This window comes from Amycolatopsis nalaikhensis, assembly GCF_030264295.1.
GTDB lineage: Bacteria > Actinomycetota > Actinomycetes > Mycobacteriales > Pseudonocardiaceae > Amycolatopsis > Amycolatopsis nalaikhensis.
This window is the reverse complement of the sequence record NZ_CP127173.1, coordinates 2,434,081-2,447,645: the sequence shown is the minus strand read 5'-3', so window position 1 is coordinate 2,447,645 and position 13,565 is coordinate 2,434,081. Positions and strand designations below refer to the sequence as shown.

Below are 13,565 nucleotides of genomic sequence, written 5' to 3'. Positions count from 1 at the left end.
TCGTGGTCTCGGTCTACCAGCACACCGAAGCAGCATGGTTGCTCAGCGTCGTCCTGGGGTTCGGATCGGCAGAAGCGCGTTGGGTGACCCGTTCGCCGACGGTTTCCGCACCGAAACCCGGAAGCTGGTACCGGGCGGGTGCCTGAAGGTGGCGCAGCGCGAACGCGCCGGCGAGACGTACCTCGTCGCCTGGATGGGGTCGTCGAACTGGATGTGCTCGGCCCTGCCGCGGGGGCTACCGGGTGCCTAGTGCCCGACGAAGAAGTGCCACCCGACCCACCACCAGGCCAGCACGAACGCGATCCGCGCGCTGCGCCGCCGCATCACCACGGCCAGCACGCTCGTCAGCTTCGGGATCCGCTTCGGCCACACGTGGCTCGCCACGCCCAGCGCGATCGCCGCGAGGACGATCAGTCCGAACCCCAGCTCCGTCACGACCCGGGTGCTCACGACCGCCTCGCCGTCGCCGCCGCGCGCAGCATCGCCAAGCCCGCCGCCAGCCAGCCCGTGATGGCCAGTGCCTGGACGATGCGGCTGGTCAGGAGCGGGTCGACCAGGTCGCTCATCGTCGGGTGCGTCAGCGACAGCCCGCCCGCCGCCTGTTCGTACACGAAGGACAGCAACTCCCACGCGCACCACGCCAGCGCCACCGCCGACCACAGCCACGCCCGGCGCGGCACCGGGCGGTCGACGGGCAGCGACGGGTCGCGCCACTCGGCGAACAGGGCCACCAGCCCGATCGCCGAGATCGCGACCGCCACCGGCACGCTGTCGCGGCCGAAGGCCAGCACCAGCAATCCCGCCGCGACGACCGCGAACCCCGGCACGTGGAACGGCTCCCCGAGCTCGGCCTCGGTCGGGCGCGGCCGTTCGGTGACCAGGAGCAGCAGCGTGACGGCCAGGAAGATCAGCGCGTCCGCCGGCGCGCCCCGGATCCAGTGCGCGACCGCCGCGAGCGTGAGGGCGACGACCGGCAGGTCGAACGTGACCGAACGAGTGGGGAAGCCGAGAGCCATGGCCAGCTCCTTAGCGACAGGTCCTTGTCATTGCTAACAAAAAACGCCGCGTCCGGCCAGCGGTTTCCGCCCTCAGAGCGTCTTGACGGCGTCCCCGATCGCCTCGTCGAGGATCGACAGCCCCAGCGACAGCTCTTCCTCGGTCGCGGTCAACGGCGGCGCGATCCGGAAGACCCCGCCCATCCCGGGCAGCTGCACGATGTTCATGTGCAGCCCCAGCTCGAGGCAGCGCCGGGTGACGTGCGCACCCAGCTCGTCGGAGCTGCGCTTGGTTTCGCGGTCGACGACCAGCTCCAGCCCGGCCAGCAGCCCGCGGCCCCGGATGTCGCCGACGACGTCGTGCCGCCCGGCGATCGCCTCGAGCCCGCGTCGGAGGAAGCCGCCCAGGTCGCGGGCTCGTTCGTCGAGGCGGTCGCGCGTCAGCACGTCCAGCACGGTGTTGCCGACCGCCGCGGGCAGCGGGTCCGCGACGTGCGTGGTGAAGAACAGGAACCCGCGCTCGTGCGCCTCCTGCTCGATCTCGGCGCTGGTCAGCACCGCGGCCAGCGGCAAGCCGGCGCCGAGGGTCTTGGACAGCGTGAGGATGTCGGGGACGACACCGTCGCGCTCGAAGGCGTACCAGTTCCCGGTGCGGCAGAGCCCGGTTTGCGCCTCGTCGAGGATGAGCAGCATGCCGCGTTCCCGGCACTTTTCCCGCAGCGCGGCGAAGTAGCCGGGCGGCGGCTCGATGATGCCGCCGGAGCTGAGGATCGGCTCGACGATGCAGGCGGCGAGGCTCCCGACGGACTGCGCGTCGATCATCTCGAAACCGAAGTCGAGCTGGTGGCGCCAGTCGAGCTGGCCGTCGGCGTCGGTGAAGTCGGGCCGGTAGGCGTTCGGCGCCGGAATGGCGAAGTTGCCGGGCGCGGCGGGTCCGTAGCCCTTGCGGCCGGCGCTGTAGGTCGCGCTCGCGGCGGCCTGCGTCATGCCGTGCCAGGACCGGGCGAACGAGACGATCTCGTGCTTGCCGGTGACGAGCTTGGCCATCCGGATGGCGGCCTCGTTCGACTCGGCCCCGGTGGTGAGCAGCAGCGCCTTCTCGAGCGGCGCGGGCAGGGACCCGGCGAGGCGGCGAGCGAGGTCGACGACCGGGCGGCTCAGCATGCCGCTGAAGAGGTGGTCGAGCCTGGCCGCTTGTTCTTGAACGGTCGCGACGATCTCCGGGTGCGAGTGCCCGAGGATGGCGCTCATCTGACCGGAGGTGAAGTCGAGGATCCGGCGGCCGTCTTCGGTGAAGACGAAGCTGCCTTCGGCGCGGTCGATGATCTCGCGGGTGAAGGCGCCGCCGTAGCGCACGAGGTGCCGGTCGGCGTCGGCCCAGAAGGAGGTGGACGAGTCGGAAGCGAGCGTCGGAGCAGCCATGGCTTCGACGGTAAGTCCCGATCGAGCGACACGTCCATCTCACGATTCTGTCTTTCGTGTTCGGTTCCGCCGAACAAGAATGGGCGGATGCTGAACCCGTGGCGCCTGCGGCTGCTGAGCAGGCTCGACACGCTGGGGACGGTCCGCGCGGTGGCGCAGGACGCGAACCTGAGCGCGTCGAGCGTGTCGCAGCAGCTGGCCGTGCTCGAAGCGGAAACCCGCACCCAGCTGCTGGAACGCACGGGCCGAAGGGTCCGCCTGACCCCGGCGGGCCTGATGCTGGCGCGACGAGCGCGGGCGATCCTCGACCACATGGACACGGTCGAGGCGGAGCTGCGCAGCCTCGGCGAGGAGCCGGTGGGCCTGGTCCGCTTGGGCGCGTTCCAGAGCGCGATCCACACGATGGCGGTCCCGGCGGTGACCAGCCTGGCGACGGCGTACCCGCACCTGGAGGTCGAGCTTCCTGGAGCTGGAGCCGCACGAGAGCATCCCGTCCCTGCGCGGCGGCGACGCGGACGTGATCATCACGACGACGGACTTCGTCGAGCTGCCGCTGGGCCGGGACCTGGACATCGTCCCGCTGGCCACGGACCCGATCGTCCTGGTGACGGCCCCGGACGCACCCCGCGGCCCGGCGGTGTTGTCGGCGTACGCGGACGAGCCGTGGGCGCTGGACATGCCGCAGTCGTACATGGCGAACCTGACGCTGCGGCTGTGCCGCGAGTCGGGCTTCGAGCCGCGGGTGGTGTGCCGGTTCAGCAACTACTTGATGACGCTGCAGCACGTGGAGGCGGGGCTGTCGATCGCGTTGCTGCCGGGGTTGGCGGTGGATAGGCGGTATCGCGTGGCGACGCGGGAGTTGTCGACACCGGTGACACGCACGATCGCGGCGGTGGTGCGCCGGGGGACACCGAGGAGAGCGGGGGTCAACGTGGTCCTCGACGCCCTGCGGCAGCAGCCGGACCTCCCCGCGTTGGCCGAGTGGGCGGGGGACTGATCAGTCTACTTTGGACAGCTCGCCGACGGAGGCGCTCGACGGCAGCCGTGGGGTGGCTCCCCAGGCGAGGTCGATCACCGCCCGAACCGCGCCCGGCACAGCCGCCTCAACCTCCGGAGACAACCCGATCCCGCCCTCGACACACGCCGGTTCGCAGCACACCAGCAGCACCCGCCCAGCGTCGCCGCCCAGAAGACGCAACAGACGGACCACCGCGTCACGGGGCATGTCGTGCGTATCGATCGCCGCCGGGCTCAGGTCCTCCGTGTCCGCCTCCGTCAGCGACAACGTTCCCGGGGGACGTCCGTGCGGGGTCGCGTCCAGCAGGATCGTCGTGTCGTAGCCGCCCAGCAGGTCGTATGCCAGGTGGGCCGTCGCGATGTCGTAATCCGCTATCTGGACCCATGGCGGCAGGTCCGCCCGCTCCAGCTCCTTGAGGACTTCCACTCCGAAACCGTCATCGCGCAGGAAGACGTTGCCGATCCCCGCGACCAGGACTCGTGGCCTCATTGCGCAACCTCCTGGGGTGCGCCTTCAGGCTAGAACTGTGAGGCAGGACACACAATAGATCAGAAGCGGTGCTCGCGGTCGTCCTGCAGGTGCTCCGCCTGGGCCAGCCACCGCTCCGCCTCGTTGGCCGCTCCTCGGGAGCGCAGCATGCGGGCCAAGCTCAGCATCCCCTGGATGTCGCCCGTCTCCGCCGCGCTGCGGAACCACTGCTCCGCCTGCGCGAAGTCCTCGCGGTGCTCGGCCAGGTGGCCGAGGTTCGTCAACGCCGGGATGCTGCCGTGCTCGGCCGCCTTGCGGTACCAGGCCGCCGCCTCGCCTTCGTCTCCCCGGTTGCGGGCCAGGACGCCCAAGTTCGTCATCGCCGCCGGGTCGCCCTTCTCCGCCGCGTCGAGGTACCAGCTCTCCGCCTCCTCGAGGTCGCCGCGGCGGTGCAGCAGCAGGCCCAGCCTGGTGATCGCCTCGACGTTGCCGCCCGTCGCCGCCTGGCGGTACCACGACTCCGCGTCCGCCGGCCTGCCCAGGCGCTCCGCCTGCCTGCCCAGCTGGCACGCCGCCGCCAGGTCGCCCGCCAGCACCGCCGAGCGCCACCAGCGCGACGCCTCCGCCGTCTGACCCCGGTCGCGCAGCACGATGCCCAGGTCGATCATCGCGCCCGTCACCCCGGCTTCGGCCGCCTGCCGCAGCCAGGACTCCGCCTCCTCGCCGCGGCCCTGCTCGCGCAGCAGGTGGCCGAGCGCCGCGATCGACGGCAGGTCGCCCGTGCGGGCCGCCTCGCCGTACCAGTGCTGGGCGTCTTCGCGCTTGCCGCGCCGCTCGTACGACTTGGCCAGGCTCAGCATCCCGTGCGGCTCGCCCGCCAGCGCCGCCTCGTGGTACCAGCGCTCGGCCTCGTCCAGCGCGCCGCGCTCGGCCAGCAGGTGCGCCAACGCCGTCATCGAGACGCGGTCGCCGCCCATCGCCGCCTTGCGGTACCAGGACTCGGCCTCGGCGAGCTCGCCGCGCTCGCGCATCGCCGAGCCCATCCTGGCCATGGCGACGACGTTGCCGCCCTCGGCGGCTTTGCGCTGGAAAAACTCGTCGAACTTCTTGAGCCGACCGGGCATCGGCTGCTCCCTCCGGCTGGGTCCTGCTCCGGTAGTCGCAGTAGATCGGCTTGATGTGACATCCCTCGCCGTGGGTGGGCGAGATCACATTCGCGCCAGGTCGTCGTGTCGGCGCGGTTGTCCCGGGCCGGCAGAGGCGACACTACGCCGCGCGCACCCGCAGGTGAGAGGAGAAAATCTTGGCGGCCCGCGGTTTTCGGCTCAGCGTGACGCAGCGGACCCTGTTGGTAGTCGCCGTCCTCGCGGTGGCGCTCTTCGGCTACTGGGTGACGAGCCGGGTGCCGGCGCCACCCCGCCGCCGTCGTCGGCTCCGGTCCCGGTCAGAGCGGCCGACGCGCAGAAGCAGCTCGGCGAGCTGACTGTCGCCGCGCGGACCTCCATGGACGGCTATTCGCGCGAGAAGTTCCCGCACTGGGACAGCCAGGGCTCCGGCTGCGACACCCGCGAGGTCGTGCTCAAGCGCGACGGCAAGGACGTCAAGACCGACAAGGACTGCAAGGCGACGTCCGGCACGTGGACCAGCATCTACGACGGCGAGACCTGGACCAAGGCGACCGACCTCGACATCGACCACATGGTCCCGCTCGGCCAGGCCTGGGCGAGCGGCGCGAAGACGTGGACGACCGAGAAGCGCGAGCAGTTCGCGAACGACCTCACCCGGCCGCAGCTGTTCGCCGTCACCGACAACGTCAACCAGCAGAAGAGCGACAAGGCCCCGGACCAGTGGAAGCCGCCGCTGGTGTCCTTCTGGTGCACCTACGCGACCGACTGGATCGTCGTGAAGCACTACTACGGCCTCACCGTCACCGAAGGCGAGAAAACCGCCTTGACGGACATGCTCCGCCGCTGCTGAGCTGGCCCGCATGACGACGTTCGCGCTGATCCACGGGGGCGGCGGCAGCGGCTGGGACTTCCATCTGCTGGTGCCGGAGCTGCGCGCCCGCGGCCACGACGCCGTCGCGCCCGATCTGCCGATCACCGACCCGGCGGCCGGGCTGACCGAGTTCACCGACACGGTGCTGGCCGCGCTCGGCGACGCCGAGGACGTCGCCGTCGTCGGCCACTCCTACGGCGGGTTCACCGCGTCGCTGGTCGCGGCGAAGCTGCGGGCGCGGCTGCTCGTCTACCTGGCCGGGATGATCCCGGCGCCGGGGGAGCCGCCCGGCCAGTGGTGGGGCAACACCGGGTTCGCCTCGCCCGAGGGGCTGAGCGAGACCGAGCAGTTCTTCAACGGCGTCTCGGCCGAGCTGGCCGCGGAATGCCAGGCGCACGGGCGCGAGCAGGCCAGCAAGGAGTGGGACGAGCCGTGGCCCCTCGAAGCCCATCCGGACGTGCCGACGCGCGTCCTGCTCTGCCGCGACGACCGGTTCTTCCCGCCGGACTTCCAGCGGCGCGTCGCCCGCGAGCGCCTCGGTGCCGAACCGGACGAGATCGACGGGCCGCACTGCGTGACGCTGAGCCATCCGGCGCAGCTGGCCGACCGCCTGGTGAGCTACCTGTAACCGGGCGCCTGCGCCGTTCGGGTACCGGAAAACCTTAGAGGTCTAGACCTATTGACGGAGTGGTCCAGGCCATTTAACGTCCTGTCCAGCGGCGAACCCGCACCTCCCCACCGCGTCACCTCCACCCCGGTCCCCACCATGGAGGTTTCCCGTCATGCGCCTCGCCAGGGTCCTCGCGCTGGTGGCGTTCGCCGCCAGTCTCCTGATCGCCCCGGCCGCGTCCGCGGCCACTTTGCCCGCCTGCCAGCACTTCTACCCCGGTCCGATTCCGGACCGGCCGGTCACCGGCGGGAGCGGCCCCGGCACGCTCGTCGGCGCGTACGACGTCAGCAACCGCCTGCCCGCGCCCGGCTCGGTCAGCGGCGGGCTCGGCGCCGACGGCCGCGTGACCTTCACCTTCGCCCGCGTCGCCGGAGCGAAGGCGTATCGCGCGTTCCGCAACGGCCAAGCCCTGCAGTGGATCAGCGACTGGGGCCAGCCGACGCTCACGGTGACCGACGCGAGCCCGTGCGCGAACGCGAACTACCAGCTCTACGCGATGACGGCCGAGGACAACTCGCCGGGCTCGCTCGGCCAGATCTCGACGGCCTACCGGCTCGACGGCGCCGACCGGCTCGCGCCCTACCGCATCCCGGCCGGGACGACGCTGAACTACCGCGTGACGTCCTACAACGACGTCGCCCAGACCGCGCTCGGCTACAACGCGGGGCCGGGCATCTGCGCGGTCGACGCCCGGAACATCCCGTGGGGCACCAGGTTCTCGGTGCCCGGCTACGGCGAGTGCTACGCCGCGGACATCGGCAGCTGGATCAAGGACGACATCGTCGACGTCTGGCTCCCCGGAGCCCAGGCCGACGCCTGGGGCATCCAGGGGCTCACCCTCACCGTTCGCTAGCCCACCGGTCGAGGTGCAGCACTTCTTCCAACGGCTGCCGCTTCGCGGGCTTGAACGTGTCGCCGGTGTAGAACGCCGTCGGGATCAGCGCCGCCTGGTGCACGTTGTCCGGCAGGCCCAGCACGTCCGCCGCTTCCTTCTCGTACTTCAGGTGCAGCGTCGTCCACGCCGTGCCCAGCGTCACCGAGCGCGCGGCGAGCATGTAGCTCCACACCGCGGGCAGCAGCGACGCCCACAGCCCGGCCTGGTTGCCCGCCGGCAGCTCCGCCGACGCCGTCTCCAGGCACGGCACGACCAGCACCGGCACGTCGCCCATCCGGTCGGCCAGATACGCGACGCTGTCGCCGACGCGCCTCTGCACCTGCGCCCGCTCGGGGTCGTCGGCGAACAGCTTGCCCGCCGCCCGGTCGGACGCGAGGTACTCGTGGCACGCCCGGCTGTAGATCCGCCCGAGCGCCGCGCGCTGCTCCGCGTCCGTGACCACCAGCCAGTGCCACTTCTGCGTGTTCGAGCCGCTCGGTGCCTGCAGGGCCACCTGCACGCAGTGCTTCACCAGGTCGAGCGGCACGTGCCGGTCGAAGTCGAGGCGCTTGCGGACGGTCCGGGTCGTGGTCAGCAGCTCTTCGGGCGTCATCATGGCGGGCCTACCAGCGGTCGTGGACGAGCGGGCGGACGAGGTCGTCGTAGGTCTCGCGGACGCCGGCCAGCGCCTCTTCGGACAGCGGCGGCAGCGCGGCCGCCGCGGAGTTCGCCGTGGCCTGGGCCGCGTTGCGGGCGCCCGGGATCACCGTGCTCACGCCGGGCTGGTCGATGATCCACCGCAGCGCGAACTGCGCCAGCGTCTGGCCGGCGGGCACCAGCCCGCGCAGCCGCGAGACCGCCTCCAAACCGACCTCGTACGGCACGCCCGAGAACGTCTCGCCGACGTCGAACGCCTCGCCGTGGCGGTTGAAGTTCCGGTGGTCGTTGGCCGCGAACGTCGTCTCGGCGGTGTAGCGGCCGGACAGCAGGCCCGAGGCCAGCGGCACCCGCGCGATGATCCCGGCGCCCGCCTCCGCCGCCGCGGGCAGCACGCGCTCCAGCGGCTTGAGCCGCAGGCAGTTCAGGATGATCTGGACGGAAGCGACGTTCGGCCGCGCCAACGCCGTCAACGCCTCTTCGCAGGTCTCGACGCTGACGCCATAGGCCTTGATCCGGCCCTCCGCGACCATCTCGTCGAGCGCGTCGTAGACGGCGTCGGACGAGTACACCGGCGTCGGCGGGCAGTGCAGCTGGACCAGGTCGAGCGTGTCGACGCCGAGGTTGCGGCGCGAGCGGTCGTTCCACTCGCGGAAGTTCGCGGCGACGTAGTTCTCCGGCACCTGCTCGACGCGCCGGCCCATCTTGGTCGCCACGAACACGTCGCCGCGCTCGGCGAGGAACCGCCCGACCAGCCGCTCGCTGCGGCCGTCGCCGTAGACGTCGGCGGTGTCGAAGAAGGTGACACCGTTGTCGGCGGCCGCGTGCAGCACCCCGAGTGCGTCGTTCTCGTCGACCTCGCCCCAGTCCGCGCCGAGCTGCCAGCAGCCGAGCCCGACCACGGACACCTCGCGGCCCAGCCGGGTGATCTTCCGGTTCTCCATGCCGCGATCCAAGCACAAGTCCCCGCCTATGATTCGCCGTCATGGCCATGACATCGGGTCCGGACGGGCTGGGGACCCGGATGCGGCACGTCCTCGAGGTGCTCGACGGCGACGTCGCGAAGTTCCTCGCCGACATCGGCCTCGACGGCTACCGCCCGCGGTACTCGGGGGTGGTGCGGGCGCTGCTCGCGCGCGGCCCCCTGGCCATCCGCGACCTCGCCGCGGAGGTGGGCGTGACGCACTCCGCGGCCAGCCAGACCGTCGCGCAGATGAACCGGGCGGGCTTCGTCGCCCTCGAACCCGGCGCCGACGCGCGGCAGCGGATCGTCTCGCTCACGGCGAAGACGCGCGAGCTGCTCCCGTTGATCGAGGCGGAGTGGACGGCGACGACCGAGGCGTCGGAGGCGCTGGAAGCCGAGCTGCCGTACCCGCTGCGCGGCGTGCTGGACGCGATCGCCGAGGCGCTCGAACGCAAGCCCTTCCGGCAGCGGATCGCCGAGACGGCGGCCGCGCGGGAGCTGCTGGACCCCTGATCAGGCGAGGCGGAAGACCGCCCAGACGAACTTGCCGCCCGGGCAGCGCTCGAACCCCCAGTCCTCCGACAGCGCCTGGACCAGCACGAGCCCGCGGCTGCGGGCCTCCGTGGGCGACGGCGCCCGCAGCTCGGGCAGCATCCGGCCGGTGTCGTACACCCGCAGGGTCAGCCGCCCGTCGTCGTAGGCCAGTTCCATTCGCTGGGGCCGCTCACCGTGCTCGAAGGCGTTCGTGACCAGCTCCGACGTCGCCAGCAGGACGTCGTCCACCTGGGCTTCGGCCACTCCGAGACCCAGCAGCGCCGAGCGCACCGCGTGGCGCGCCAACGCCGGGGCCGTGACGTCGGCCGGGAGGAGCAGGGTCACCGGAGCGGACGTCGTCGCCGCGTGCTGCGGCATCTTCGACGTCGTCATCGGGGCCCCCTCTCCCAAGTGAGTCCGGTACCGTCCGCGAAGTACCCAAGCGGGTGAGCGGCTAATCAGGTGCCGTCGGCGAGCTCGGATTCGTCCAGGCCCGAACGCAACTTCTTCAAGGTCGCGGCCAGCAACCGCGACACCTGCATCTGGGAGACCCCGACGCGGCGTGCGATGTCCGACTGGCTCATCCCCGAGCCGAACCGCAGCGCGACGATCTTGCGTTCCCGCTCCGGCAGGCTCTCCAGCATCGGCCGCAGCGCCTCCCGCAGCTCGGCCTGGCCCAGCTCGGCGTCCGGCGCCCCGAAGCGCGTGTGCGCCGCGTTCTCCAGCAGGTGGTCCAGCGAGGCGCCGTAGCGGCCCTGACCGGCGCGCAGACCCTCGTAGACGTCCTCCACGGGCACGCCCAGCCGCGCGGCGATCTCACTCGGCCGGGGAGCGCGCGAAAGCTGGACGGTGAGCTCCTCGCGCGCGGCGGAGATGTTCGCGTTCAGCTCCTTGAGCCGCCGCGGCACCCGCACCGACCAGCTGTTGTCCCGGAAGTGGTGGCGCAGCTCGCCCGAGATCGTCGGCACCGCGAAGGCCAGGAAGTCGGTGCCCTGGTCCGGGTCGAACCGGTCGACGGCGTGGATCAGCCCGACCGTGGCGATCTGGACCAGGTCCTCCATCGCCTCGTCGCGGTTGCGGAACTTGCGGGCCAGGTTGCGCGCCAGCTCCAGGTGCGCGCGCACCAGCGTGTCCCGGATGCGTTCCCGCTCCGGGGAGTCCGCCGGCAACCCGGCGAGGTGGGTGAACAGCGCACCGACGTCCAGTTCGTCCCCGCTGTCCCCGGCGGGATCGGTCACGAGCTCGCCGCCTGGCTCTCCCGGACGAGGTCGACGCGGGACAGGTAGTGGCCGTCCTCGGGCGTCACGGTGCGCTGCGCCGACGTCGCGAGCGCGGTCAGCAGCTGCCACGAAAGGCCGGAGTCGTCCTCGTGGTCCGGGGTGTCCGAAAGCACCGAAACGGAGACCTCGATGCGCGGCCCGTTCCACGAGAAGACGCAGGTCAGCTTGCCGTCCGCGCTGGCGGGGAGCAGCAGCGAGCAGGCTTCGTCCACCGCCATCCGGAGGTCCTCGACGGCGTCGAGGTCGAAGTCCTGGCGCATCGCGATGTCGGCCACGATGGTCCGCAGCGTGGGCACGACGTGCGGGATCGCGGCCGTCCGCACCTCGATGACCTGCGCGCCTTCCGGGACGAGCGGGGCGTTGTCCTCCACGTTTGTTCCTTTCTCCGGCTCGCGGTCGGCGGGTGGCGGTGTCCCCTCCACGCCCGGTCAGCGAGATGCCCGTGGGGTGAGCAAACCAAACCCGGGTTTGATCCGCCGCACCGGCGGGCATGTAGCGGTCGACATGCTGATCCTGGGAAAGGCAGGGACGACATGGCTGACGTGAGCCGGCTGCCCAACGTGGTTGCTGAAGAGTGGGAATGGCAGCTGCGCGGTTCGTGCCGGGGTGCGGACAGCAGCCTTTTCTTCCACACGGACAACGAGCGGGGTTCGGCGCGGGAGCGGCGCGAGTCGCGGGCCAAGGCCATCTGCCAGACGTGCCCGGTGCTGGCGCAGTGCCGCGAGCACGCGATGACCGTGCAGGAGCCGTACGGCATCTGGGGTGGCCTCGGGGAGATCGAACGGCGGCAGCTGTTCCTGCGACAGCGCCGGGCGGCGCGAAAGGCGATGAGTGCGCACTGACCAGGCAGGATCCGATCGCACGTGAACAGTCCGCGCGAAAGGGCGGCGGCCGTGGCGGGCTCGGCCGTCTCCTGGGTTAGGGTTGGCCCCGGAGTTGCCTTGACCGTGTCCCGGAGTTGTGGAAGGCACGGTGACACGGATGCCGCTTGAGACATCAGGCGCGTACCCGGCGCAGGAGCAGCGCCTGACGAGGAGAAACTGCATGCCCGCAGCCGACCAGAACGCCACCCCGCCCGGGTTCGGCATCACGCTGGACACCGACGCGACGGAGCCCCGGGTGGTGGTCACCGGCGAGCTCGATCTGCTGACCAGCCCGCAGCTGCAGGAGGCCCTGGCGGGGCTGATCGCGGACAAGCGGGCGCAGCGGGTCGTGGCCGATCTGACCGGGGTGACCTTCTTCGATTCCTCCGCGCTGAACGTGGTGCTCCGCGCACAACGCCAGGCCGGCGAGCAGGACGTCGAGCTCGAGGTCGTGCCCAGCCCCGCGGTGAGCCGGGTGATCGAACTCACCGGCGTCGCCGAGCACCTGAGCGTGTCGGAGGACCCCCAAGCCTGACCGCCCGCTACGGTCCTGCGGACTGGTTCCGCGGATCCTGGGGGCGGCACGATGATGGGGCGGACGCATGCCCTGACCGGCTGGTGCGCGGGCCTCGCGCTGGCGCCCGCGGTCGGGGTGGGGTCGGTGCACCAGGCGGTGGTCTTCGCGGCCACGACGGCGGGGTTCGCCCTGCTGCCCGACCTGGACCACCCGGGCGCGAGTGCGTCCCGCCTCCTCGGCTGGCTGACGGGCGCGTTGTCGTGGGTGCTGCGCCGCGTTTCGGCGGCGTTCTACGCGCTGACGAAGGGCCCGCGCGACGAGAAGGTGACGGGCAAGCACCGCCACCTGTCCCACACGGTCCTGTTCGCGGCGGGCCTGGGCGCGCTGACGTCGTGGGGGACCACGGCTGGCGGTCCCTGGGCGGTCGTCGGCGTGGTGATCTTCGGGTTGATGCTGGCCGAGGGTGCGCTGGGCGACTGGCTGCTGCCGGTGAGCGGCGCGGCGGTGGCCTGGTGGTTCTTCACGGCCCCGCCCGACCGGACGGGTGAGCTGGCGGCCATTTCCGGCTGGCTCGGCATCGCCGTCGCGGCGGGGTGTTTCGTGCACTGCCTCGGGGACGCGCTGACCGAGGCCGGGTGCCCGTTCCTGTTCCCGGTCCCGATCGCGGGCGAGACGTGGTACGAGCTGCGGCCGCCCAAGCCGTTGCGCTTCCGCACCGGCAAGAAGGTCGAGAAGCGGTTGATCTTCCCCGTGTTCGCGTTGCTCGGCGTGCTGCTGGTGCCGGGGGTGTGGGGGTACGCGGTGAGCACGTTCGACCGCTTGTTCATCCCGCCGACGAGCCAGCAGGCGACAACGCCTTGATCCGCGCGGCCGCCGCGGCGGTGTCGGTGTAGTCGCGGGAATGCTTGATCAGGCCGTTCTCGACCGTCACGACCATCACGTAGGACACGACGAGCGGTTCTCCCCGCAGCTCCTGGTGCAGGTCGAACTCCGCCACGAGCACGGCGGGATCGGAAGTTTCGTGCACGACGACGTTCTCCGCGCGGACGACCTGCCGGACCTGGGCGGCCGCGTGGAACCGGCGGCGCAGCTCCTCGCGGCCCTTCGTCAGCCGGGGCACTCCCGGCAGGGTGAACGGCATTTCGATGGTGACGTCTTCGGCGTAGAGGTCGGCGAGGTCGTCCCAGCGGTTTTCCACCGAGGCGGCGAGAAAGGCGTCGAACACGGGCCGGGCGGCGTGGGGCATCGGAATTCTCCTGGAAGACTGGGCGTTGAATCGGAACGGTGCACCCGCTTAGGACGATA

The 13,565-nt window shown here is 71.4% G+C and carries 18 protein-coding genes and 2 pseudogenes; 9 read left to right on the top strand and 11 right to left on the bottom strand.

Features of this window, described 5'->3' with window-relative positions; genetic code table 11:
* Nucleotides 1-79: 79 nt before the first annotated feature.
* A complete protein-coding gene (locus tag QP939_RS12100; RefSeq protein ID WP_285456838.1) occupies nt 80-250 on the top strand; it encodes a hypothetical protein in 171 nt (56 codons plus the stop codon).
* On the opposite strand, the gene QP939_RS12095 is transcribed toward QP939_RS12100, so the two are convergent.
* The 3 genes from QP939_RS12095 to QP939_RS12085 form a co-directional block, all read right to left on the bottom strand.
* Entirely contained in the window at nt 247-450 is a 204-nt protein-coding gene (locus tag QP939_RS12095) for a DUF6186 family protein (protein ID WP_285456837.1), read from the bottom strand. The genes QP939_RS12100 and QP939_RS12095 overlap by 4 nt on opposite strands.
* Nucleotides 447-1,016, bottom strand: a complete 570-nt coding sequence (locus QP939_RS12090) for a hypothetical protein (protein ID WP_285456835.1) — start codon at nt 1,014-1,016, stop codon at nt 447-449. The genes QP939_RS12095 and QP939_RS12090 overlap by 4 nt, the downstream gene beginning before the upstream one ends.
* Nucleotides 1,017-1,088: 72 nt before the next feature.
* A complete protein-coding gene (locus QP939_RS12085) occupies nt 1,089-2,417 on the bottom strand; it encodes an aspartate aminotransferase family protein (protein WP_285456834.1) in 1,329 nt (442 codons plus the stop codon).
* A gap of 87 nt (nt 2,418-2,504) precedes the next feature.
* Between QP939_RS12085 and QP939_RS12080 the strand changes: the two are divergent.
* A pseudogene (locus QP939_RS12080) lies at nt 2,505-3,414 on the top strand (LysR family transcriptional regulator).
* Here QP939_RS12080 and QP939_RS12075 read toward each other — a convergent pair.
* Together QP939_RS12075 and QP939_RS12070 are read right to left on the bottom strand one after the other, a co-directional pair.
* On the bottom strand, nt 3,415-3,924 hold the full coding sequence (locus QP939_RS12075; protein WP_285456833.1) for a hydrogenase maturation protease: 510 nt from the start codon (nt 3,922-3,924) through the stop codon (nt 3,415-3,417).
* A 59-nt stretch (nt 3,925-3,983) separates the two neighbouring features.
* The gene (locus tag QP939_RS12070) at nt 3,984-5,027 is read right to left on the bottom strand and encodes a tetratricopeptide repeat protein (protein WP_285456832.1); all 1,044 of its coding nucleotides are present in this window, start codon (nt 5,025-5,027) and stop codon (nt 3,984-3,986) included.
* Nucleotides 5,028-5,206: 179 nt separating this feature from the next.
* On the opposite strand from QP939_RS12070, the pseudogene QP939_RS12065 reads away from it, so the two are divergent.
* From QP939_RS12065 to QP939_RS12055, 3 genes and pseudogenes are all read left to right on the top strand, one after another.
* Nucleotides 5,207-5,880, top strand: a pseudogene (locus QP939_RS12065) (HNH endonuclease family protein).
* A gap of 10 nt (nt 5,881-5,890) precedes the next feature.
* Entirely contained in the window at nt 5,891-6,529 is a 639-nt protein-coding gene (locus QP939_RS12060; protein WP_285456831.1) for an alpha/beta fold hydrolase, read from the top strand.
* 154 nt (nt 6,530-6,683) lie between these two features.
* A complete protein-coding gene (locus QP939_RS12055) occupies nt 6,684-7,424 on the top strand; it encodes a 3D domain-containing protein (protein WP_285456830.1) in 741 nt (246 codons plus the stop codon).
* Here the strand turns inward: QP939_RS12055 and QP939_RS12050 are convergent.
* Entirely contained in the window at nt 7,411-8,061 is a 651-nt protein-coding gene (locus QP939_RS12050; protein WP_285456829.1) for a nitroreductase family protein, read from the bottom strand. The genes QP939_RS12055 and QP939_RS12050 overlap by 14 nt on opposite strands.
* Nucleotides 8,062-8,068: 7 nt before the next feature.
* Nucleotides 8,069-9,046 (bottom strand): aldo/keto reductase, encoded by a 978-nt coding sequence (locus QP939_RS12045; RefSeq protein ID WP_285456827.1) that lies wholly within the window; start codon nt 9,044-9,046, stop codon nt 8,069-8,071.
* Nucleotides 9,047-9,093: 47 nt separating this feature from the next.
* Here QP939_RS12045 and QP939_RS12040 point away from each other — a divergent pair, with 47 nt between their 5' ends.
* On the top strand, nt 9,094-9,579 hold the full coding sequence (locus tag QP939_RS12040; RefSeq protein WP_414641946.1) for a MarR family winged helix-turn-helix transcriptional regulator: 486 nt from the start codon (nt 9,094-9,096) through the stop codon (nt 9,577-9,579).
* Here QP939_RS12040 and QP939_RS12035 read toward each other — a convergent pair whose 3' ends face one another.
* From QP939_RS12035 to QP939_RS12025, 3 genes are all read right to left on the bottom strand, one after another.
* Nucleotides 9,580-9,993, bottom strand: a complete 414-nt coding sequence (locus QP939_RS12035; protein WP_285456824.1) for an ATP-binding protein — start codon at nt 9,991-9,993, stop codon at nt 9,580-9,582. It lies immediately after the preceding gene.
* A 65-nt stretch (nt 9,994-10,058) separates the two neighbouring features.
* Nucleotides 10,059-10,838: a SigB/SigF/SigG family RNA polymerase sigma factor gene (locus QP939_RS12030; RefSeq protein ID WP_285456823.1), complete on the bottom strand. Its 780-nt coding sequence runs from the start codon at nt 10,836-10,838 to the stop codon at nt 10,059-10,061.
* Nucleotides 10,835-11,251: an ATP-binding protein gene (locus QP939_RS12025; RefSeq protein WP_285456822.1), complete on the bottom strand. Its 417-nt coding sequence runs from the start codon at nt 11,249-11,251 to the stop codon at nt 10,835-10,837. The genes QP939_RS12030 and QP939_RS12025 overlap by 4 nt, the downstream gene beginning before the upstream one ends.
* A 162-nt stretch (nt 11,252-11,413) precedes the next feature.
* Between QP939_RS12025 and QP939_RS12020 the strand changes: the two genes are divergently transcribed.
* From QP939_RS12020 to QP939_RS12010, 3 genes are all read left to right on the top strand, one after another.
* A complete protein-coding gene (locus QP939_RS12020) occupies nt 11,414-11,722 on the top strand; it encodes a WhiB family transcriptional regulator (protein ID WP_285456821.1) in 309 nt (102 codons plus the stop codon).
* Nucleotides 11,723-11,924: 202 nt separating this feature from the next.
* Entirely contained in the window at nt 11,925-12,278 is a 354-nt protein-coding gene (locus QP939_RS12015; RefSeq protein WP_086862300.1) for an STAS domain-containing protein, read from the top strand.
* A gap of 54 nt (nt 12,279-12,332) precedes the next feature.
* Nucleotides 12,333-13,121 (top strand): metal-dependent hydrolase, encoded by a 789-nt coding sequence (locus QP939_RS12010; protein ID WP_285459721.1) that lies wholly within the window; start codon nt 12,333-12,335, stop codon nt 13,119-13,121.
* Here QP939_RS12010 and QP939_RS12005 read toward each other — a convergent pair.
* Nucleotides 13,084-13,506 carry a nuclear transport factor 2 family protein gene (locus tag QP939_RS12005; protein WP_285456817.1) on the bottom strand — a complete coding sequence of 141 codons (423 nt, stop codon included), beginning with the start codon at nt 13,504-13,506 and terminating at the stop codon, nt 13,084-13,086. The genes QP939_RS12010 and QP939_RS12005 overlap by 38 nt on opposite strands.
* Nucleotides 13,507-13,565 lie beyond the last annotated feature (59 nt).

Bases quoted from the DNA above. Each gene is read 5' to 3' on its own strand.
- QP939_RS12090 (WP_285456835.1), bottom strand. From the start codon at position 1,016: ATGGCTCTCGGCTTCCCCACTCGTTCGGTCACGTTCGACCTGCCGGTC.
- QP939_RS12085 (WP_285456834.1), bottom strand. From the start codon at position 2,417: ATGGCTGCTCCGACGCTCGCTTCCGACTCGTCCACCTCCTTCTGGGCC.
- QP939_RS12075 (WP_285456833.1), bottom strand. From the start codon at position 3,924: ATGAGGCCACGAGTCCTGGTCGCGGGGATCGGCAACGTCTTCCTGCGC.
- QP939_RS12070 (WP_285456832.1), bottom strand. From the start codon at position 5,027: ATGCCCGGTCGGCTCAAGAAGTTCGACGAGTTTTTCCAGCGCAAAGCC.
- QP939_RS12060 (WP_285456831.1), top strand. From the start codon at position 5,891: ATGACGACGTTCGCGCTGATCCACGGGGGCGGCGGCAGCGGCTGGGAC.
- QP939_RS12055 (WP_285456830.1), top strand. From the start codon at position 6,684: ATGCGCCTCGCCAGGGTCCTCGCGCTGGTGGCGTTCGCCGCCAGTCTC.
- QP939_RS12050 (WP_285456829.1), bottom strand. From the start codon at position 8,061: ATGATGACGCCCGAAGAGCTGCTGACCACGACCCGGACCGTCCGCAAG.
- QP939_RS12045 (WP_285456827.1), bottom strand. From the start codon at position 9,046: ATGGAGAACCGGAAGATCACCCGGCTGGGCCGCGAGGTGTCCGTGGTC.
- QP939_RS12040 (WP_414641946.1), top strand. From the start codon at position 9,094: ATGACATCGGGTCCGGACGGGCTGGGGACCCGGATGCGGCACGTCCTC.
- QP939_RS12035 (WP_285456824.1), bottom strand. From the start codon at position 9,993: ATGACGACGTCGAAGATGCCGCAGCACGCGGCGACGACGTCCGCTCCG.
- QP939_RS12020 (WP_285456821.1), top strand. From the start codon at position 11,414: ATGGCTGACGTGAGCCGGCTGCCCAACGTGGTTGCTGAAGAGTGGGAA.
- QP939_RS12015 (WP_086862300.1), top strand. From the start codon at position 11,925: ATGCCCGCAGCCGACCAGAACGCCACCCCGCCCGGGTTCGGCATCACG.
- QP939_RS12010 (WP_285459721.1), top strand. From the start codon at position 12,333: ATGGGGCGGACGCATGCCCTGACCGGCTGGTGCGCGGGCCTCGCGCTG.
- QP939_RS12005 (WP_285456817.1), bottom strand. From the start codon at position 13,506: ATGCCCCACGCCGCCCGGCCCGTGTTCGACGCCTTTCTCGCCGCCTCG.